The 21,120-nt window shown below is 63.4% G+C and carries 17 protein-coding genes; 12 read left to right on the top strand and 5 right to left on the bottom strand.

Annotation, left to right across the window (positions count from 1 at the left end; translation table 11 throughout):
- Window positions 1-2 precede the first annotated feature (2 nt).
- From D5125_04890 to xthA, 3 genes are all read left to right on the top strand, one after another.
- On the top strand, window positions 3-1,178 hold the full coding sequence (locus D5125_04890) for an ATP phosphoribosyltransferase regulatory subunit (protein QFY88864.1): 1,176 nt from the start codon (window positions 3-5) through the stop codon (window positions 1,176-1,178).
- A 389-nt stretch (window positions 1,179-1,567) separates the two neighbouring features.
- On the top strand, window positions 1,568-2,860 hold the full coding sequence (locus D5125_04885; protein ID QFY88863.1) for an adenylosuccinate synthase: 1,293 nt from the start codon (window positions 1,568-1,570) through the stop codon (window positions 2,858-2,860).
- A 151-nt stretch (window positions 2,861-3,011) separates the two neighbouring features.
- Window positions 3,012-3,830: an exodeoxyribonuclease III gene (gene xthA / locus D5125_04880; protein ID QFY88862.1), complete on the top strand. Its 819-nt coding sequence runs from the start codon at window positions 3,012-3,014 to the stop codon at window positions 3,828-3,830.
- 18 nt (window positions 3,831-3,848) lie between these two features.
- On the opposite strand, the gene D5125_04875 is transcribed toward xthA, so the two are convergent.
- The 3 genes from D5125_04875 to D5125_04865 all read right to left on the bottom strand — a co-directional run bounded on the left by D5125_04875 (window position 3,849) and on the right by D5125_04865 (window position 5,660).
- Complete coding sequence (locus D5125_04875; protein QFY88861.1) at window positions 3,849-4,454, bottom strand: Uma2 family endonuclease; 606 nt, start codon at window positions 4,452-4,454, stop codon at window positions 3,849-3,851.
- Between the two features lie 91 nt (window positions 4,455-4,545).
- Window positions 4,546-5,181, bottom strand: a complete 636-nt coding sequence (locus tag D5125_04870) for a Uma2 family endonuclease (protein QFY88860.1) — start codon at window positions 5,179-5,181, stop codon at window positions 4,546-4,548.
- A gap of 122 nt (window positions 5,182-5,303) precedes the next feature.
- Complete coding sequence (locus tag D5125_04865) at window positions 5,304-5,660, bottom strand: cytochrome c (GenBank protein ID QFY88859.2); 357 nt, start codon at window positions 5,658-5,660, stop codon at window positions 5,304-5,306.
- 263 nt (window positions 5,661-5,923) lie between these two features.
- Here D5125_04865 and D5125_17365 point away from each other — a divergent pair, with 263 nt between their 5' ends.
- The 5 genes from D5125_17365 (at window position 5,924) to D5125_04845 (ending at window position 14,401) form a co-directional block, all read left to right on the top strand.
- Window positions 5,924-6,880 (top strand): cache domain-containing protein, encoded by a 957-nt coding sequence (locus D5125_17365; protein QPB72212.1) that lies wholly within the window; start codon window positions 5,924-5,926, stop codon window positions 6,878-6,880.
- Entirely contained in the window at window positions 6,859-10,059 is a 3,201-nt protein-coding gene (locus D5125_04860) for a response regulator (protein ID QFY88858.2), read from the top strand. The genes D5125_17365 and D5125_04860 overlap by 22 nt, the downstream gene beginning before the upstream one ends.
- Before the next feature lie 9 nt (window positions 10,060-10,068).
- Entirely contained in the window at window positions 10,069-11,103 is a 1,035-nt protein-coding gene (locus tag D5125_04855) for a two-component system response regulator (protein QFY88857.1), read from the top strand.
- Window positions 11,104-11,206: 103 nt separating this feature from the next.
- A complete protein-coding gene (locus D5125_04850; protein ID QFY88856.1) occupies window positions 11,207-13,921 on the top strand; it encodes a response regulator in 2,715 nt (904 codons plus the stop codon).
- 69 nt (window positions 13,922-13,990) lie between these two features.
- Window positions 13,991-14,401: a cyclic nucleotide-binding domain-containing protein gene (locus D5125_04845; protein ID QFY88855.2), complete on the top strand. Its 411-nt coding sequence runs from the start codon at window positions 13,991-13,993 to the stop codon at window positions 14,399-14,401.
- Window positions 14,402-14,765: 364 nt separating this feature from the next.
- On the opposite strand, the gene D5125_04840 is transcribed toward D5125_04845, so the two are convergent.
- Together D5125_04840 and D5125_04835 are read right to left on the bottom strand one after the other, a co-directional pair.
- The gene (locus tag D5125_04840) at window positions 14,766-16,850 is read right to left on the bottom strand and encodes an elongation factor G (protein ID QFY88854.1); all 2,085 of its coding nucleotides are present in this window, start codon (window positions 16,848-16,850) and stop codon (window positions 14,766-14,768) included.
- A gap of 495 nt (window positions 16,851-17,345) precedes the next feature.
- Window positions 17,346-17,831, bottom strand: a complete 486-nt coding sequence (locus D5125_04835; protein QFY88853.1) for a molybdenum cofactor biosynthesis protein MoaE — start codon at window positions 17,829-17,831, stop codon at window positions 17,346-17,348.
- Window positions 17,832-18,199: 368 nt separating this feature from the next.
- Between D5125_04835 and D5125_04830 the strand changes: the two genes are divergently transcribed.
- The 4 genes from D5125_04830 (at window position 18,200) to D5125_04815 (ending at window position 21,114) form a co-directional block, all read left to right on the top strand.
- A complete protein-coding gene (locus D5125_04830) occupies window positions 18,200-18,430 on the top strand; it encodes a hypothetical protein (protein QFY88852.1) in 231 nt (76 codons plus the stop codon).
- Window positions 18,431-18,555: 125 nt separating this feature from the next.
- A complete protein-coding gene (locus tag D5125_04825) occupies window positions 18,556-19,089 on the top strand; it encodes a DUF2796 domain-containing protein (GenBank protein QFY88851.1) in 534 nt (177 codons plus the stop codon).
- 37 nt (window positions 19,090-19,126) lie between these two features.
- Entirely contained in the window at window positions 19,127-19,855 is a 729-nt protein-coding gene (locus D5125_04820) for an ABC transporter ATP-binding protein (protein ID QFY88850.1), read from the top strand.
- Complete coding sequence (locus tag D5125_04815; GenBank protein ID QFY88849.1) at window positions 19,855-21,114, top strand: ABC transporter permease; 1,260 nt, start codon at window positions 19,855-19,857, stop codon at window positions 21,112-21,114. The genes D5125_04820 and D5125_04815 overlap by 1 nt, the downstream gene beginning before the upstream one ends.
- Window positions 21,115-21,120: the final 6 nt, after the last annotated feature.

Genomic DNA, 21,120 nt, shown 5'->3' with positions numbered 1-21,120 from the left:
CGGTGAAGAATACCCCCTGGCTGCTGCCCGAGGGCATAGAAGAGATACTGCCGCCCCAGGCCGATCGGCTGGAGGGCTTGCGGCGTGACCTGCTCGACCTGTTCCGCAGCTGGGGCTATCAGCTGATTCAGCCGCCCTTCGTGGAGTACCTGGAGTCCCTGCTCACCGGCACCGGCCAGGACCTGGACCTGAAGACCTTCAAGCTCACCGACCAGGCCACCGGTCGGCTGATGGGGGTGCGCGCCGACATCACCCCCCAGGCGGCCCGTATCGATGCCCACCAGTTGCGCCAGGAGGTACCCACCCGGCTGTGCTATCTGGGCACGGTGCTGAAGACCCGCTCCGATGGCTTTGGCCGCTCCCGCGCCCCCTTGCAGATTGGTGCCGAGCTGTTCGGTCACAGCGGGGTGCCCAGTGATTGTGAAATCCTCTGTCTGATGATGGAGATGCTGACCCGCGCCGGGGTGGCCGATGTGCACCTGGACCTGGGCCATGTCGGCATCTTTCGCGGCCTCTCCGCCCAGGCCGGGCTGGATGGGGCGCAGGAGCAGGCCCTGTTCGAGGCCCTGCAACGCAAGGCCATCCCCGAGATCAACGACCTGCTGGACGCTTATGCCGTGGCCGAACCCAGTCGCGGCCTGCTGGCCGGTCTGGCCGAGCTGAATGGACCGGATGCCCTGGACCGGGCCGAGCAGCTGTTTGCCCAGGCCAGCGCCGAGGTACGCCAGTCCCTGGCCTATCTGCGCCAGCTGGCCGAGCAGGTACACAGGCGTCTGCCGCAGACCCCGGTCCATTACGACCTGGCCGAGCTGCGCGCCTACCACTATCAGACCGGGGTGGTGTTCGCCGCCTTCGTCCCCGGCTCCGGCCACGAGATCGCCCGTGGCGGCCGCTACGACCACATCGGCGAGCGCTTTGGCCGCTCCCGCCCGGCCACCGGCTTCAGCGCCGACCTGCTCAAGCTGATGCGCCTGTCGCGCCTGCCCGAACCGGCCGGGCCGCAACGCATACTCGCCCCGCTGGCCGAAGATCCGGCCCTGCTGGATCAGATCGCCCGCCTGCGCCAGGCCGGTCAGGTGGTGATCAGCACCCTGCCCGGGCAGAGCGGAACGGCGGCAGATATGGGCTGCAGCCACCAGCTGGTCCAACAGAACGGCGTCTGGCAGGTGGTGCCCTGAGCTGACATCGATCAGGACGCAAAGGAGCGCAGAGATCGCAGAGTCATAGTAAAAATCGCCATGCGCCACATGGCCCGCTTCTGCCAGACAGCCCAAGGGCGTAGGAGCGGCCTTGGCCGCGAAGGGTGCTGAAAAAGTTAGAAGTTTGAAGGGTGAAGTTTGAAGGAATGAGCCCTTCGGGCGTTTTTTAGCATGGTGGGCAAGCCCGCACCCACTGGGCCTGCCTTGTTGATGTGGTAAAGAATGACCCGCTTGAGCTGGAACAAATGGCTAATGCCTCAAACGCTGCGCCCTCTGCATCCTGAAATTTTTGACATCTGTAATCCACTGTTTAGGCCGCTAAGCTTGGATGAATGCATATGAACTGGAATCACTAACCGAGAAAAACTATGGGTAAGAATGTAGTCGTCATAGGCACCCAGTGGGGTGACGAGGGCAAGGGCAAGATCGTCGATCTGCTCACCGACAAGGCGCAGGCCGTGGTACGTTTTCAGGGCGGCCACAACGCCGGCCACACCCTGGTGATCGACGGCCAGCAGACGGTGCTGCATCTGATCCCCTCCGGCATCCTGCGTGACGGCGTGCGCTGCCTGATCGGCAACGGCGTGGTGCTCTCCCCCGAGGCCCTGCTTACAGAGCTGGACATGCTGGAAAAGAACGGCGTACCGGCACGCAATCGTTTGGGCATCTCCGAGTCCTGCCCGCTCATCCTGCCCTACCACATCAGCCTCGATCAGGCCCGCGAGAAGGCCCGTGGCAACAAGGCCATAGGCACCACAGGCCGGGGCATAGGCCCGGCCTATGAAGACAAGGTCTCGCGCCGGGGCATTCGCCTGGGCGAGATCTTCGATCAGGCCCACATCCAGGAGCGCCTGCGCGAGGTCATGGACTACCACAACCACGCCCTCAGGCACTATTTCGCATTCCCCGAGGTAGATTACAGCCAGGTACTGGAGCAACTGCTAGCCCAGGCCGAGCAGATCAGGCCCATGGTGGAGGATGTCACCGGCAGCCTGCACCGCATGCGCAAGGCCGGCGAGAACATCATGTTCGAAGGTGCCCAGGGTGCCCTGCTGGACATAGACCACGGCACCTATCCCTATGTCACCTCATCCAATACCACCGCTGGTGGCGCCGCCAGCGGCAGCGGCATGGGGCCGCGCCACATCGACTACGTACTGGGCATAGTCAAGGCCTATACCACCCGCGTCGGTGCCGGTCCTTTCCCCACCGAACTGTTTGACGCCGACGGCGAGTACCTGGGCACCAAGGGGCATGAGTTCGGTGCCACCACCGGCCGCCAGCGCCGCTGCGGCTGGCTGGACACGGTGGCGCTGAAGCGCTCCCTGGACATCAACAGCGTCTCCGGCCTGTGCATCACCAAGCTCGACGTGCTCGACGGCCTGGAGCGGCTGAAGATCTGCATCGCCTACAAGCTCGACGGCAAGCAAGTCACCACCCCCCCGGTAGGCGCGGATCGCTTTGCCCGCTGCGAGCCGGTGTACGAGGAAATGCCCGGCTGGAAAGAATCCACCGTCGGCATCAAAAGTCAGGACGCACTGCCGCAGGCGGCACGCAACTACCTGGCCAGGATCGAGGCCCTGACCGAGACCCCCATCGACATCCTCTCCACCGGCCCGGACCGCGCCGAAACCCTGGTGCTGCGGCATCCGTTTGCTTGATAGGGCTGCAAGAAAGGACGCAGAGTGCGCGGAGAAGCGCAGAGAACGCAAAGTTTGCCAGACTTTTGCATTGTTCAACTCTGCGATCTCCGCGCTTCTTTGCGTCCTCTGCGTCCGAAAAGGCGCGGATTTTTCATAAAAGGCAAACCCCGTGAAACTGGTCTCCTTCAACGTCAATGGCATCCGTGCCCGGCCGCATCAGCTGGAGCGTCTGCTGCAACTGCACGACCCCGACATCATCGGCCTGCAGGAAACCAAGGTGCATGACGAGGCCTTCCCCCTGGAATGGGCGCAGGGCCTGGGCTACGCGGTCAGCTACCATGGTCAGAAGGGCCATTACGGCGTCGCCATCCTCTCCAAACAGCCCCCCCTGGAGGTGACCAAGGGCTATGCCGGGGATGATGCCGAGGCGCAGCGGCGCTTCATCTCCGCCCGTTTCGGCCTGGCCAATGGCTCCGAGCTGTGGGTAATGAACGGCTACTTCCCCCAGGGAGAAAGCCGCGATCATCCCACCAAGTTTCCCAACAAGCGCCAGTTTTATGCCGATCTGCTCAATCATCTGCAGCACAACCATCAGCCCGATCAAAACCTGGTGGTTATGGGCGACATGAACATCGCGCCCCTGGACAAGGACATAGGCATAGGCGAGCAAAACGCCAAGCGCTGGCTGCGCACCGGCAAATGCAGCTTTCTGCCGGAGGAGCGGGAATGGCTGGCGCAGCTGCTGCACTGGGGCCTGATTGACAGCTACCGCGTCCTGCAGCCGGAGGTGGACGACCGCTTCAGCTGGTTTGATTACCGCAGCAAGGGCTTCGACGACAACCCGCGCCGCGGCCTGCGCATCGACCTGCTGCTGGCCAGCGCCCCGCTGATGCAACATTGCCAGGCGGTAGGCATAGACTACGCCATCCGCGCCATGGAAAAGCCCTCTGACCACTGCCCGGTCTGGGCCGAGTTTGCCCTAGGTTGATTCCCCTTGGGCGTTGCTTCAGTCATCCTCCCCAACCAGGGGCACCGGCCTCATCGGTGTGAACTCCACCTCGCGATAGACCTCCGCCAGTGCCAGTTGCAGGCCCCAGGGTGCCAAGGGCACCTGGGCCTCCAGGCCGCTGTACTCGCTCAGCAGCCAAAGGCCGCTGTCCTGGCGGGCAAACAGCTCGGCATGGGGTCGGTGCTGATCCAGCAGCAGGTACAGCTGCAACTCAGGGATCAGCCGGTAGTGCTCGAACTTCAGGCCACGGTCATAGGACTCGGTGCTGTCAGAGAGCACCTCCACCAACAGGCTGGGCCCCTGGATGAAGCGCGGATTGCGCCGACCCGCCTGACACAGCAGGCTGATGTCCGGGTAGCAGAACTTGTCCAGGGTATCGATATGCAGCTTCATGTCGGCCCCATAGACGCGGCAGGGCCGTTGACGAAATAGGCCGACTAGGGCCGCGCCAGTGTTCATGCCAATCAGCGCATGGCTCTCGCTGCCACCGGCCATGGCATAGACCTCGCCATCCAGGTACTCATAGCGCTGATCCTGCTGTTGCTCCAGCAGGAAATAGTCTTCGTGACTGAGATAGCTGCTTTGCTGCAAGGCCAGGGACATGGGCTTCTCCAAACGAGCGAAAGGGGTCACGAAAGGGGTCAGGTCTAGATTTTAGATTATAGAGCCTTTTTTACTCCAAGGATGGAAATGGCTATGATTCTAGACCTGACCCCGTTCTTGCATGGTCATCCTCCCCAACCAGGGGCACCGGCCTCATCGGTGTGAACTCCACCTCGCGATAGACCTCCGCCAGTGCCAGTTGCAGGCCCCAGGGTGCCAAGGGCACCTGGGCCTCCAGGCCGCTGTACTCGCTCAGCAGCCAAAGGCCGCTGTCCTGGCGGGCAAACAGCTCGGCATGGGGTCGGTGCTGATCCAGCAGCAGGTACAGCTGCAACTCAGGGATCAGCCGGTAGTGCTCGAACTTCAGGCCACGGTCATAGGACTCGGTGCTGTCAGAGAGCACCTCCACCAACAGGCTGGGCCCCTGGATGAAGCGCGGATTGCGCCGACCCGCCTGACACAGCAGGCTGATGTCCGGGTAGCAGAACTTGTCCAGGGCATCGATATGCAGCTTCATGTCGGCCCCATAGACGCGGCAGGGCTGGCCGCGTATCCCCAGGCTCAGCGCCGCCAAACAGTTGGCACCGATCAGCGCATGGCTCTCGCTGCCACCGGCCATGGCATAGACCTCGCCATCCAGGTACTCATAGCGCTGATCCTGCTGTTGCTCCAGCAGGAAATAGTCTTCGTGACTGAGATAGCTGCTTTGCTGCAAGGCCAGGGACATGGGCTTCTCCAAACGAGCGAAAGGGGTCAGGTCTAGATTTTAGATTATAGGGCCTTTTTTACTCCAAGGATGGAACTGGCTATGATTCTAGACCTGACCCCGTTCTACTAGGGCGGTATCCGTCAAGGTTTGGGGGAAGCGGCACGGCTGCGCTGCTTCCTCAGTTGCACCAGGTGATCATTGATACGTTTGATCTGGGCGTCGGAGAGCATGCCGAAGGCCGGCATCTCTTCCCGGTGCCTGTGTGCATTGCCGCGCTCGGCGGAGCCCTTCTTGATGATATCTCGCACCATCTCACGCTGTAGTTTCTCGTCCACCAGGCTGGGGTAGCCAAAAAAGGTCCGGCCAGCGGCGGTATCGCCGTGACACTCGGCGCAATAATGGTCGAACAGGCGCTGGCCGCTGGCGTTGGACGGCGGGGGTTTGCTGCAACCCAGCAAGGCCAAGGGCAACAACAGCAGGCCAAGGCGAATCGGCATCACAGGGGCTCCAGGATACAGAAGACAGAAGACAGAGGACAGAAGACAGAGGACGGAAGACAGAGGGTAGATTTTTGTGTCGCTGCGCGGCCATCGACCTGGCCCTCTGTTTCCCTGCTTCATCCTTACTTGCTCCTCCTCAGGCCATCTTTTCTGCCTTTGCGAAAAGGTCTTCACTAGTTACACTGAACCATATAATGTCCTCAAAGACCTGTCAAAGTTTTGCGCCAAGGGCTGGATCTGTACCCGTGTAAGGGGGGGTTGTGGAAAAATTCGGCCTGCTCGGCCTGCTGCTGGAGAAAAACCGTCTGGGCCGCAGCGGCTATCTGCTGATGTTCATCTATCTGCTGGCGGTGCTTGGCGTGGTCCTCTATGGCCTGGGGCGCATGGACCGGCAGCTCAGACAGGAGGTGGCCGCTAGCCTGGTCACCCTGAATGGCTCGGTAAGGGCCTCGTTGGAGCGCTGGCATCAGACCATGCAGCGTGAGCTGCGGCACCTGGCCGCAGACCCGGCCCTGCGGCAGGCGCTGCAACGGCTTGAGGCCGAGGAGGGGCGGGGGCAGCAGACCCACCGCCTGATCCAGGATCTGTGTCGGACGCATCTGCAGGTGGCAGGGGCCGAGGCCCTGTACCTCTACCCCAGCGATAGCCAAATGCCCATGGCCCAGGCGTGCAGCGAGGGGGTGCCCGCACCCCCCCAGCTGACTCAGCCGCAGGTGCAGCGGGCGCTGGCGGGGGAGACCCTGCTGACCCATGCCGACACCCGGCCGCTGCTGCTTCTTGCCAACCCGGTGCTGGACGCCAGCGGTCGGCCCCTGGCCATGCTGCTGGCCCTGTTTGACGTGGAGGACAGCCTGCACCCCTTGGTAGAGAATGTACGTCTGGGCCAGAGCGGCGAGACCTACCTGGTGGGCGGCCAGGGCCATCTGCTTACCCAATCCCGCTTCATGCAGGAGCTGGCCGGGCTGTCGCATTTTGCCCGGCACGGCCGTCAACTACAGGGCCTGCGCGCCGCCGATCCCGGTGGCAACCTGCTGCGCGGGCACAGCCCGCAAGGGCCACCGCGACAGTGGCCGCTGACGCAGATGGCCAAGGCCCTGAGCCTTGGTCAAAGCGGGATGGACGCCCAGGGCTACCGGGATTATCGCGGCGTGATGGTGATCGGTGCCTGGAGCTGGTCCGGCCCCTTGGCCTGGGGGTGGCCACGGAGATCGACCTGAGCGAGGCGCTGCGGCCCTATCGCGGGGTACGCAACACCCTGCTGCTGGCCGCCCTGGCCCTGGGCCTGTTTGCCCTGCTGCTGACCGGTCTGATCCACCTGCTCGGGCAGCGTGCCAATCAGCGCCTGCGCGGACTGGTGGATGAGCGCTCCCAGCAACTACAGACGATCCTCGACATCAGCCCCATCGGCGTGGCCTTCTCCATCGACGGCATCTTCCGCTTCGCCAATCCCCGCTTCCTGCGCATGGTCAGGGCCGCCATCGGCGAGCCGGCGGTGAATATCTTCGTCCGTCCGGAGGAGCGCCAGCAGATCCTCGCCCAGGTGGAACGTGACGGCCAGGTGAGTAACTACGAGGTGCAGATGTACGACCCCCAGGGTCAGGTGCGCGACATCCTGGTCAATTTCACGCCGATCAACTTCCAGGGCCAGCAGGGTCTGCTCGGCTGGTTGCTGGACATCACCGAGCGCAAGCAGGCGGTACAGGCCCTGCAGGAGCGCGAGGAGCGCTTTCGCACCCTGGTGGAGACCATCCCCGGCACCGTCTATCAGTGTCGGCTGGATGAACACTGGACCATGCTCTACATGAGTGACGAGATCGAACGTCTAAGTGGCTATCCGGCCAGCGATTTCATCCAGAATACGCGCCGCAGCTTTGCCAGCATCATCCACCCAGAGGACCGCCAGCGGGTGGATGAGGTGATCGGCGGAAAAAGCCGCCAGGGCCAGGCCTATGCCCTGGAATACCGCATCATTCACCGCGATGGCGGCGTGCACTGGGTGTATGAGCGCGGCAAGGCGCTGCTGGGTCAGAATGGCGGCATTGATAGCCTGTTTGGCACCCTGATCGACATCGACATGCAAAAAAGCCTGCACAGCCAATTGCTGGAGGCCAAGGAGCAGGCCGAGCAGGCGACCCAGGCCAAATCCCATTTTCTGGCCAACATGAGCCACGAGATACGCACGCCGATGAACGCCATCATCGGCATGAGCCACCTGGCCCTGAAGACCCAGCTGGATCGCAAGCAGCGCAACTACATCGAGAAGGTCAGCCGCTCCGCCGAGGCCCTGCTGGGCATACTCAACGATATCCTCGATTTCTCCAAGATCGAGGCGGGCAAGCTGAGTATCGAGCAGGTGGAGTTCCGCCTGGAGGACGTGCTCGACAACCTGGCCCTGATGATCACCCAGCAGGCCGAGGAGAAGGGCCTGGAGCTGCTCTACGATCTCTCGCCACGGCTGCCTCTGGCCCTGGTGGGCGACCCCCTGCGGCTGGGACAGATACTGATCAACCTGGGCAACAACGCGGTCAAGTTTACCGAGACGGGTGAGATCGTTGTCGGCATCGAGGTGGCCGAAGAGGACCAGCACGGCTGCCTGCTGCATTTCTCCGTGCGTGATACCGGCATTGGCATGGGCCCGGAGCAGCAGGCCAAGCTGTTTCAGTCCTTCAGTCAGGCCGACGGCTCCACTACGCGCAGGTTCGGCGGCACGGGTCTGGGCTTGGCCATCTGCAAAAACCTGGCGCAGCTCATGGGCGGCCGCATCTGGCTGGAAAGCCAGCCCGGTCAGGGCAGCCGCTTCCACTTCACCGCCCGCTTCGGCAAGCAAGAGAACCCCTGCCTGCCCCTGCAGCGGGTCACCGAACTGGGCCCGCAGCGCGTCCTGGTGGTGGATGACAACCCCTCATCGCGGGAGATCATCGGCAGTATGCTCGCCAGCATGGGCCTGCGCGTGGATCAGGCCGCCACCGGCGCTACCGCCCTGGCCTTGCTGCGACAGGCCCAAGCGGAAGACCCCTACCGGATCATCATCATGGACTGGAAGATGCCCGGCCAGGATGGCATAACCACGGTGCGTGCCATCCAGTCCGATCAGGGCCTGCAGGCAACGCCCACGGTGGTCATGATTACCGCCTTTGGCCGGGAAGAGGTACGCCAGGCGGCCAGCGGGCTGGATATCAGCGGCTTCATCACCAAGCCGGTCACCCCCTCCAGTCTGCTGGATGCCATTATGCTGGCGGTGGGCCGCGAGGTGATCCAGGAAAGCCGTGGCATGCGCCAGCAGGATAGGATGCGCGAAGACATAGAGCGGGTGCGCGGGGCCAGGCTGTTGCTGGTGGAGGACAACGAAATCAATCAGGAGCTGGCCCTGGAACTGCTCACCAGCAATGGCCTGCAGGTGGATGTGGTGAGCGATGGTCAGGCCGCCCTGGATATTCTGCAGCGGGAATCCTTCGACGGCGTGTTGATGGATTGCCAGATGCCGGTGATGGACGGCTACACCGCCACTCGCAAGCTGCGCCAGCAGGAGCGTTTTGCCCAGCTGCCGATCCTGGCGATGACTGCCAACGCTATGGAAGGCGACCGGGAAAAGGCCCTGGCGGCGGGCATGAACGACCACATCGCCAAGCCCATCAATCTCAGTGAGATGTTCCGCGCCCTGGCGCAATGGGTCAAACCTCGGCAGACAGATGCCGCGGCCGGGGCGCCCGCTGGAACCTCGGCTGGCTCAGCTGTCCTGGCCTTGCCACAAGCGGCGCCTGGTCTGCCGGAGGACGGCAAGATGCCTGAGCTGGCCTGTCTCGACATACATGAAGGCTTAATGCGGGTGCAGCATAATCAGGCCCTGTACCTGCGCCTGCTGCACAAGGCCGTCAGCCACCAGGCCCGCTTCATCGCCGAATTTGACAGCGCCTTGGAGCAGCAGGACTGGCCCCTAGTGGAACGCCTGGCCCACAGCCTCAAGGGCGAGGCCGGCAGCCTGGGGGCGCAGGACCTGGAGCAGGCCAGCCAAGGGCTGGAGCTGGAGGCGCGGGGTCGCAGCATTCGGGCGGACAGCTATAATCAGGTCAAGCAGCAGCTGCAACGCCTGGCCAGGGCGGTGGCGGCGCTGGAGCAAGGCCTGCCGCATAACCTGCAACCGGCCAAGGCCACGGCCCCTGGCAGCCTGAGCCCGGAGCAGCAGCAACAGCTAGATCAACTGTTGCAGGACCTGGCCGAGCGCGTGGCCCGCTACCATACCTCGGCCCTGGAGCTGGTGGAGCAGCACCAAGACCTGCTGCGCCAGGCCGGGCTGAGCGGGCCGCAGGCCGAACTGCAACGCGCCCTGGAGGCCTATGACTTCGACGCCGCCGCGAGGGTGATGAAGCGTTTGCAGGCGATCCCCGAGTCCCAATGAGGCAAATCAATGACCGCAAAAGCAACTGTACTCATAGTCGATGACACGCCGGTCAATATCGACGTGCTGGTGGGCATACTCAAGGACGATTACGAGGTCATCGCCGCCATCAACGGCCAGATGGCGCTCAATATCGTGCGTCATACGCCGCCGGACATCATCCTGTTGGACGTCATGATGCCCGGTATCGACGGCTATGAGGTCTGCCGCCGCCTCAAGGAGGACCTGACCACGCGCCACATCCCGGTCATCTTCGTTACCGCCAAGATCACCCTGGAAGAGGAGTTGCAGGGCTTTGCCGTCGGTGCCGTCGATTACATCACCAAGCCGGTCAGCGCGCCGCTGGTGCAGGCGCGGGTACGCACCCACCTGGCCTTGCACGACCAGAACCGAGAGCTGGAGCACAGGGTACGCCAGCGCACCGCCGAGCTGCAGGAGACCCGGCTGAAGATCATCCAGCGCCTGGGCCGGGCGGCGGAATACAAGGACAACGAGACCGGCCTGCACGTCATCCGCATGAGCCACTACAGCCACATCCTGGCGCAGGCGGCGGGGCTGGGCGAGCATGAGGCGGAGATGCTGCTCAACGCCGCGCCCATGCACGACATCGGCAAGATCGGCATTCCCGATGAGATCCTGAAAAAACCCGGCAAGCTCGAAGCCGAGGAATTTCGTATCATGCAGCAGCACTGCCAGATCGGGGCCGAGATCATCGGCGAGGACAGCTCCGAGCTGTTGCAGCTGGCGCGGGTGGTGGCCCTCACCCACCACGAAAAATGGGACGGCAGCGGCTACCCCAAGGGTCTGGCCGGTGAGGACATCCCCCGCGTCGGGCGCATGGTGGCGGTGGCCGATGTGTTCGACGCCCTGACCTCCAAGCGGCCCTACAAAAGGGCCTGGAGCCTGGAGGAGGCAACCGACTACCTGCAACGGAGCGCCGGTAGTCACTTCGATCCCGAGCTGGTGCCCCTGTTTGTGCAGCAGATGGAGCGGGTGCAACAGGTGCAGGCACGCTTTGCCGATAAACAACAGGGATCGGACTGAGGCACCCCGGACAGATTTTCTGGATGGATCATTTTCGTTGGCCTTGTGCAACAAAGGCCAAGTGTGACTAACCGAGCCGTATCAGCCACAGACAAATAACCAGATGACAGCCAATACCCAGCGCCTGCTGAGTTTCTTTCTGCCCATTGCAACCGTGCTCTGCCTGATCAGCTTTCTGTTCTACGGCAAGGACGTGGGGCGGATTCGCGGCGAATTCCTGCAAAGCGCCGAGACCCTGGTGGATACCTCGGTGCAGATCTTCGAGCGCAGCCTGGAGTGGCGCACCAACGACCTCATCTACCTCACCCATAACCTGCTGCTGCACGGCATGATGGAGAGCGGTGAGCCAAACGAGCGTTATGTGGACCTCAGCTGGCGGGTATTCATGCGTACCCGTGGCATCTATCACGCCATCCAGTGGACCGACGAGCAGGGCCGGGAGCGGGTCTGGGTGGGCCAGGCCGGTGACAGCAGGACCTACTCCCCGGACGCCCCTGGCAGTGGGCCGGGGGCACGCGACAACAGCCGGCAGGACTATTTTCAGCAGGCCTCCGGGCAGGCCATGGGGGAGTTCTACCTGAGCGCCTTCGACCTACTGGAAGATGCCGGGCAGCAGGGCGAGGATGTGCCGGTGATCCGCCTCAGCACCGCCATGGTGCAGCCCAGTGGCCTCAGACGTGGGGTGGTGAGCGTGGAATACCTGGGCCGCGACCTGCTCAATCGTTTCAGTCAGATGAGCAAGCAGCGCACCTGGCTGACCAATGGCCGTGGCTACTGGATGCTCGGCCCGGACCAGGCCGCCGAGTGGGGCCATCGGGCTGGCCGCAGCGGCAGCTCCCTGGCCAAAAGCTATCCCGGCTCCTGGCAGCGTATCCAGGCTAATGCGTCGGGCAGTTTCGAGAACGAGCAGGGCATCTGGTTCTTCCGCACCCTGCTCGACCCGGAGCAGCTGGCCGCGGCCAATATCCGTGTCTCCCCGGCCAGTCTGGAGCAGGGCGAGTTCCCCTGGAAGCTGATCTACCACGTCCCGGTAGAGGCCTATGAGCCCGCCGTGGAGAGCCTCAAGCTGCGCTATCTGGTGCTCACCGCGCTGGGTCTGCTGGTGCTCTACGGGCTGCTCTGGCGTCTGCTGCATGAGCAGTTCGTGGCCGAGCAGGCACTGACCGAGGCGGACCGAGCCAATCAGGCCAAATCGGAATTTCTGGCCAACATGAGCCACGAGATCCGCACCCCCATGACCGGCATCATCGGCATGACCCACCTGGCCCTGCAGACCAAGCTGAATCCGCGTCAGCGGGGCTACATCCGCAAGGCGCACCGGGCCGCCGAAGGGCTGCTGGGCATCATCAACGACATCCTTGACTTCTCCAAGGTGGAGGCGGGCAAGCTGGAGTTCGAGGAGATCCCCTTCAACCTGGACGACGTGATAGAAAACCTGCTCAACATGGTCGAGGTCAGCGCCGAGGAGAAGGGCGTGCAGTTACACATCCGGCTGGCCGATGACCTGCCCAAGGCCCTGATCGGCGACCCCATGCGCCTGGGTCAGGTGCTGATCAACCTGGTCGGCAACGCCATCAAGTTCAGCGAGGCCGACAGTCAGGTCAAGCTGGACATAGACCTGCAAGAGCAGGACGAGGGCAGGGCCGTGCTGCGCTTTGTGGTGGAGGATCAGGGCATAGGCATGACCGAGGAAGAGCAGCAGAAGCTGTTTCGCGCCTTCACCCAGGCCGACGCATCCACCACCCGGCGCTTTGGCGGCACCGGGCTGGGCCTGGCCATCTCGAAAAAGATTGTGGAATTGATGCACGGCCAGATCTGGGCGCAGAGCACGCCGGGGCAGGGCAGTACCTTCACCTTCCTCGCCCGGCTGGATAAGCAGGCGGCCGATGGCCAGGCCGATGCCGACCCGCAGGCCACCCCCGGCGTGCGACAGGCCCAGATACGGCTGCGCGGGGCGCGCATCCTGCTGGTGGAAGACAACCCAGTCAACCAGGAACTGGTCAGCGAACTCCTCGCCCAGCAGGAGATAGAGGTACAGGTGGCCGACGACGGCCAGCAGGCCCTGCAGGCCCTGGCCCGGGAGACCTTCGACGGCGTGCTGATGGACTGCCAGATGCCGGTGATGGACGGCTTCGAGGCCACCCGCCGCATCCGTGAGCAGGAGGCCCTGCGCCAGCTGCCGGTGATCGCCCTCACCGCCAACACCCTCAAGGGGGACAAGGACAAGGTGCTGGCGGTGGGCATGAACGACCACATCGGCAAACCGATCAACCCCGACCAGCTACTCATCACCCTGGCGCGCTGGGTCCGGCCGACCCGGACCCACGACGCCTCAGAGTTCGGGCCAAGCGCGGAATCAGAGCCGGAACCAGGGCAGGTGCCAGCAGCAGAAGATACGGCTCCAACCGATGCCCCCGCAGACCCGGCCCCGCCAGAACAAGCGCCAGAGGATGATCTGCCACCCCTGCCGGGTATAGACAAGGCGGCTGGGCTCAAGGTGGCGCGCAACAAGCCCAGCCTGTATCGCAAGCTGCTGCGCCTGTTCGTGGAGACAAAAAAGGACTTTGCCGAGGAGTTCAACAGCGCCCGCGCCGCCCAGGATCAGGCCGCCGCCACCCGCGCCGCCCACTCCCTCAAGGGGGTGGCGGCCAACATAGGTGCCCTGCAACTGTCCGCCACGGCGGAGGCCCTGGAGCAGGCCTGCCGTGAGCAGAGCGAGGATATAGAGGCCCACTTTGCCCGTACCTGCGAGCAGTTGCAGCCGGTGCTCCAAGGCCTGACCCAGGCCCTGCAACTGGACGCCCAGGAGGCGGACTAGGGTCAGCGGCAATCCCGGCGGGGATCGGTTATTATGGCTTTCAACAGCACCCCTATAGGCAGTAACAAGATGAAAAAAGACAGCAATTTTCTTCTGGAAAAAGACCTGGCCCTGTTGCGTCGGCGTGGCCGGGTGGTGACCTATGCCGAGGAGCAGGTAATCCTCAAGGAGAAAGAGACCAACCGCCGCCTGTTCTGGCTGCTCAGGGGCAGCGTGCGCATCGAGCTGAACCGGCGCTTCGGCAACATCGTCCTGGCCAATATCCGTGCCGGTGAGATGTTCGGTGAAATGTCCTTTCTCGGTGAGGAAGAGGCCAGCGCCACGGTCATCGCCAACAAGGAGATCGAATGCATCGTCATCGACGGCGAGGTGCTCGACGAGGTGCTGGAACTGCACCAGGGCCTGGCCGCCCGCTTCTACCACACCGCCGCCGTCACCCTGGCCCGCCGCCTGCGCTTTCAGGGGCTGACCCTGAAATAATCCCGTGAAATCCCTGGCAACGTCTCGTTCCCACGCGCTGCGGATCGTTTCCGTCCATGGAGTCGTCTGTGGCTCTGTGGCCAAATGCTCTTTTTAGGGTGAACCTAAAAAAGAGCAGTTGAACCGCAGATTTCACCGATTTACACAGATTTTTCAGTGTGTTTGCCAAGTCCACCCACTCACCCAGCGGGTGACTGGCTAAGTTATTCTAACCTAATGAAAATACATAATTTAATCTGCGATAATCGGCGTAATCTGCGGTTTATAGGGTGAAGGAATCAGCCCTTCGGCCGCTGACCGCTGACGGCCGAAAAAAAGGCCGGCGCGAGTCGCCTCGGCCGGCCGGTTCGCTGGGGCCTTTGCCCTATTTCTTGGCCTTACGCTCCTTGACTTCCTTGATCACCTGCTCGGCGACATTCGTCGGGCACTGACTGTAGTGGCTGAACTCCATGGAGAACTGGCCGCGGCCTGAGGTCATGGTGCGCAGGTCGCCGATGTAGCCGAACATCTCACTCAGCGGGGCATCCGCCTTGACCCGTACCCCGGTGGGACCGGACTCCTGGGACTTGATCATGCCGCGACGGCGGTTGAGGTCGCCGATGACATCACCCACATGGTCTTCCGGGGTAAATACGTCCACCTTCATGATCGGCTCCAGCAGGATCGGGTTGGCCTTGGGGATGCTCTGCCGATAGGCGGCCTTGGCGGCGATCTCGTAGGCGATGGCCGAGGAGTCCACGGCGTGGAAGCCACCGTCGGTCAGGATCACCTTGAAGTCCAGGCAGGGGAAGCCGGCCAGTACGCCCTCTTCCTTGCTCAGCTTGAAGCCCTTCTCCACCGCCGGCCAGAACTCACGTGGCACGTTGCCGCCGGTGACCGCCGATTCAAACACAAAGCCGCTGCCGGGCTCGCCCGGTTCGATGATGTAGTCGATCTTGGCGAACTGGCCGGAACCGCCGGTCTGCTTCTTGTGCGTGTAGCTGTCTTCGATCCGGCTGGTGATGCCCTCGCGGTAGGCCACCTGGGGCTTGCCGATGTTGCACTCGACGCCGTGGGTGCGCTTGAGGATATCCACCTTGATGTCCAGGTGCAGCTCGCCCATGCCCTTGATGATGGTCTCGCCGGATTCCTCATCGGTCTCGACGCGGAACGAGGGGTCTTCCTGCATCATCTTGTTCAGGGCAACCCCCAGCTTCTCGGCAGCCCCCTTGTCCTTGGGCGCGATGGCGATGGAGATGACCGGGTCGGGGAATACCATGGGCTCCAGGGTGGCCGGGTGGTCCGGGTCGCACAGGGTGTGGCCGGTCTGGGTGTTCTTCATGCCGAGCAGGGCGATGATATCGCCGGCTTGGGCCGAGTCCAGCTCCTTGCGGTTGTCGGCATGCATCTCGATGATGCGGCCGATGCGCTCGGTCTTGCCGGTGAAGGTGTTGAGTACGCTATCGCCCTTCTTGATCTTGCCCGAGTAGATGCGGGTGAAGGTGAGGGCACCGTAGCGGTCGTCCATGATCTTGAAGGCCAGGGCGCGCAGGGGGCCGTTGGGATCGACGATGGCATGCTTGCCGGTCTCGTTGCCCTCCATGTCCACCTCCGGCTGCGGCTCCACCTCGGTGGGGCTGGGCAGGTAATCCACCACGGCATCCAGCACCAGCTGCATGCCCTTGTTCTTGAACGCCGAACCGCAGTAGGTGGGGAAGAAGTCCAGGGCGATGGTGCCCTTGCGGATGCAGCGCTTGATGTCGTCGATGGCGGGCTCCTCGCCTTCCAGGTACTTTTCCATCAGGTCATCGTCCTGCTCCACGGCGGTTTCGATCAGCTTCTCGCGCCATTCTTCCACTGCGTCGGTCATGTCTTCCGGCACGTCCTTGATCTCGTAGTTCATCGGGTCGCCGGTCTCGTCCCACACCCAGGCCTTGCGGGTGAGCAGATCGACCACGCCGATAAAGTTCTCCTCAATGCCGATCGGCAGCACCATCACCAGCGGGTTGGCGGCCAGCACGGTCTCGACCTGCTTGACCACGCGGTAGAAGTCCGCGCCGATGCGGTCGAGCTTGTTGACGAAGATGATGCGCGCCACCTCGGAGTCGTTGGCGTAGCGCCAGTTGGTCTCAGATTGGGGTTCGACGCCGCCGGAGCCGCAGAACACGCCCACGCCGCCATCCAGCACCTTCAGCGAGCGATAGACCTCGATGGTGAAGTCCACGTGTCCGGGGGTGTCGATGATGTTGAACTGGTGATCCTTCCAGAAGGCGGTGGTGGCGGCGGACTGGATGGTGATGCCGCGCTCGGCCTCCTGCTCCATGAAGTCCATGGTGGACTCGCCATCGTGCACTTCGCCCAGCTTGTGGATCTTGCCGGTCAGTTTGAGGATACGCTCGGTGGTGGTCGTCTTGCCGGCATCTACGTGGGCGAAGATGCCGATGTTGCGATAAAACTTCAGATCAGTCATGTTTGCTCTCTAAATTGAATGTGAAAGTCCAAAAAAACCGGTTGGATGACCACCTCTGAGCGCTGATCCAGGGGCATCCGCTCAATCGCCCTGCTAAATCGCGGAAACCCGCCCGCCAGCAACCAAACGCCGCCAGGCCTGGGGCGTTAAGCTAACCTTTTGATTGGGAAAAGATTTGCCAGGACAATTGAAATTGTAGCGGCGTAGGTTACCACGAACCGGGGCAGAGGGCCTAATGCTAGTTTGTCAGTGTCGGCCCAAAGTCTTTCCCACCGACGGGCCCAACGATGTAGCAGCGGCCTTGGCCGCGAAGGGCGCTTGAAAAGTCAGAAGTTTGCAGGGTGAAGTTTGAAGGAATGAGCCCTTCGGGTGTTTTTTAGGATCGCGGGCAAGGCCCCTCCCACTGGGCCTGGCCTATCGATGCGGTGAAAAATGACCCGCTTGGGCTGGAACAAATGGGTAAAGTTCCCGCATAGAAGTCAGATGGCCTTGGCCTCACTTAGCGGCCGCTGGGGCGCTTTCGGTCGCGGCCCATCTATCCATCGCCTGTGTATCCGAGTGGCGGCCGTCCACCCAGCGCTGGCTGCCGTCGGCCAGGGTCTCCTGTTTCCAGAAGGGTGCCTGGGTCTTCAGATAGTCGATGATGAACTCACAGGCCTGGAAGGCCTCGCCACGGTGGCGAGCGGCCACCAGTACCAGCACAATGGGGTCTTCCGGTAGCAGTGGGCCGACCCGGTGGATCACCCGCACCCCCTCCAGGGGCCAGCGCCCCTGCGCCTGGCGGATGATCCGCGCCAGGGCCTTTTCGGTCATCCCCGGATAGTGCTCCAGACGCATGGCCTGTACCGCGTCGTCCTGATTGATGTCGCGCATCAGGCCGAGAAAACCGACCAGGGCACCGGCCGCCGGACGACCACGGCGAAAGGCCAACTGCTCGGCCTCGGGGTCCAGCGGCTGCTCCAGGATAAGTATCTCGTTCATAGCGGCCAGATTACACCCATTGGCCAGGTCAGAGAAGCCATCCGCCCCTTCCTGCTGGCCAAAGCCGGTACAGATCCTGCTGAGTGAATCGCATTGCGGCCGCTCGGCAGGCTCAGGTATGGGCGAGATGGCCCTGCTCGTAACCGAGAAATAGCAGGCTGGCCCTTGAAATCGGCGCGACTCGGCGCGATGATCAGGGCATTGGCGCAGGGAGGGCCGATGCCGGTTCAGCAAGGCAGGATCAAGTTGCCTGGGGCGCGGCCGATATCAGTACTGTAGGCGGGGCGGAATTTTCGGCCCTGTCGGCATCCACAGGCCAGGAGGCCAGACCCGGCCCTAAAGGGCCAAACCAACACGAGGGGGCTGAAATGAGCACTATCGTTTACAACATGATTGACGGCATCTTTGTTGACGGGCCAGAGGGCCAGGCAGCGGCCGATGCATCCGTCACCCAGGCCTGGCTGCCTGACAGCGGCCCGCAACTGGGCCTGGGGGTTCAGCAGGTCAGTGAGGCCGCGCTGGTGGCAGAGCCCTTTACCCCCATGCCCCCGGACCTGATGGAGCTATCCCCCATCGCATTCATCGCCCGCCAGGGCTGATCGGCCCGGTCGGCCCGCGCCAGGTCGGCATCCGCCGACCTGGATCTGGCGCAACCGGTACCCTGTCATCCTTGCCCCTGCCGTATCAGACAAACTGACCCCATACCTCTACCAAGGTCTTTAACGTGCCCTCCGCCAAGATTCTGTCGCTTTTCCTCTTCTGCTGTCTGCCCCTGCTCTTGCCCCCGGCCCTGGCCGAGGAAGCGCCGCAGCGGCAGCACTCGGCCCATGTCCATGGTCAGGCCCAGCTCAACCTGGTGCTGGACGGGGATACCCTGCTGATCGAGCTGCAAAGCCCCGCCGCCAACCTGCTGGGCTTTGAGCACGCCCCGCGCACCGCCGAGCAGCGCGAGTACCTGCAGCACACCGCCGAGGGACTGCGTCAGGCGCAGCGGCTATTCGTTTTCACCCCGCAGGACGCCTGCCAGCTGCAGCAGGTGGCCCTGGACTCGCCCCTGCTGGAGGCCGAGGCGGGCGAGGATCACGACCACGCCGACATCAGCGCCCATTATCACTATCAATGCCAGGCCCCTGAGCGGATCGAGGTGCGCCTGTTCGCCGAGTTTCCCGCCATCCAGGTGCTGCACGCCCAGATGGTATCCAGCGATACCCAGCAGCAGAAGGCGTTGACCGCCGAGCAGGCGGGGATGGATTTTTGACAGAAGACAGAGGGCAGATGACAGAGGACAGAAGACAGTGCTTGGTTTCTCTGATCCGCCCTTGATCGATCTGCGCGATCTGTCCTTCCGCTGGCGGTCGAATGGTGCCGAGGTTCTGGCGTTGGATCGGCTGCTGGTGCAGCCCGGTGAGCGGGTATTCATCGAAGGCCCCAGCGGCAGCGGCAAGAGCACTCTGCTCAGCCTGCTGGCCGGCATGGCCCTGCCGCAGCGGGGTCAGGTGCGCATCCTGGGTCAGGATCTGGCCCAGCTGAGCGGTGCCGGGCGGGACCGCTTTCGCGCCCATCACATCGGCTACATCTTCCAGCTGTTCAACCTGATCCCCTATCTGTCCATCCGCGAGAATCTCATTCTGCCCTGCCACTTCTCCGGCCAACGCCGAGCGCGCGCCCTGCAGCGCTCCGCCAGCCTGGACGCGGAGGCCGAGCGCCTGCTCAGGCACCTGGATTTGACCGATGCCGACCTGCTTGGCCGCCCGGTGACCCAGCTGAGCGTCGGCCAGCAACAGCGGGTAGCTGCGGCGCGGGCGCTGATGGGCGCGCCCGAGCTGCTGATTGCCGATGAGCCCACCTCGGCGCTGGATGCGGATCGGCGCAGCGCCTTCATCCAGCTGCTGTTCAACGAGTGCCGGGCGATGGGGGTGACCCTGGTATTCGTCAGCCACGATGCCGCCCTGGAGCCCCTGTTCGACCGCACCCTGCGCCTGAACCAGATCAATCAGGCCGGCCAGGACCGGAGGGCCAATTGATGCTAGTCCTGCATCTGGCCTGGCGCAGCCTGCTCAACCGCCGCTTCAGCCTGGCCATCACCCTGCTCTCCATCGCGCTTAGCGTGGCCCTGCTGCTGGGGGTGGAGCGGGTGCGCAGCCAGACCAAGGCCAGCTTCACCAACAGCCTATCGGGTACCGACCTGATCGTCGGTGCCCGTGGCGGCCAGGTGCAGCTGCTGCTCTACGCCGTGTTTCGCCTGGGCAGCCCGAGCAACAATATCGACTGGCGCAGCGTCGAGGATCTGGCCGCCCTGCCCCAGGTGGATTGGCTGGTGCCCATCTCCCTGGGCGACTCCCACCGTGGCTACCGGGTGCTGGGCACGACCCCGGCCTATTTCCGGCACTATGCCTATGGCCAGAAAAAGCGGCTGGAGCTGGCCCAGGGGCGGCCGTTCCAGGATCTCTATGAGGTAGTGTTGGGCGCGGAGGTGGCCGCCAAGCTGGGCTATCGGCTGGGGGATGAGCTGGTGATCAGCCACGGCATGGGCAGGCACAGCTTCAGCAAGCACGAGGACAAGCCCTTCCGCGTGGTGGGCATTCTCACGCCCAGCGGCACCCCGGTGGACCGCAGCCTGCACGTCAGCCTGGAGTCGATCGAGGCGATCCATCTGGACTGGGCCGGCGGGGCCAGGCTGCCGGGCCTGCGCATCTCCGCCGAGCAGGCGCGCAAGCTGGATTTGCGCCCCAAGCAGGTGACCGCCCTGCTGCTCGGCCTGAAAAGCAAGACGGCGATCTTTCAGCTCCAGCGTCAGATCAACGACTACCCCCAGGAGCCGCTGATGGCGGTGCTGCCTGGGGTGGCGCTGAGTGAACTTTGGGGCCTGATCGGCGTGGCCGAGAACGCCCTGTTGCTGGTCTCCGCCTGCGTGGTGCTGGTAGGCCTGTTCGGCCTGGTCACGGCGCTGCTGGCCAGCCTCAACGAGCGCCGTCGGGAGATGGCCATACTGCGCTCCCTGGGGGCGCGCCCCTGGCACATCTTCAGCCTGATCCTGGGCGAGGCCCTGTGCATGGGCCTGCTCGGCATAGGTCTGGGGGTGTTGCTGCTACAGCTGCTGCTGGTTGGCCTGCAACCCTGGCTGATCGGCCAGTTCGGCCTGCACATCGGTATCGGCAGCCCCGGCCCGCGTGAGCTGACGCTGCTTGCCAGCGTCCTGCTGGCCAGCCTCGTCGCCGGCCTGATCCCGGCCCTGCGTGCCTACTGGAGCACCCTGAGCGACGGCCTGAGCCTGAGGGTTTAGCCTTGA

Origin of the sequence: gamma proteobacterium SS-5, assembly GCA_009497875.2 — a bacterium.
Lineage (GTDB): Bacteria > Pseudomonadota > Gammaproteobacteria > Chromatiales > Chromatiaceae > Magnetovirga > Magnetovirga frankeli.
Note: the sequence above shows the minus strand (reverse complement) of the source record. Positions and strands in the feature narration are given on the sequence as shown.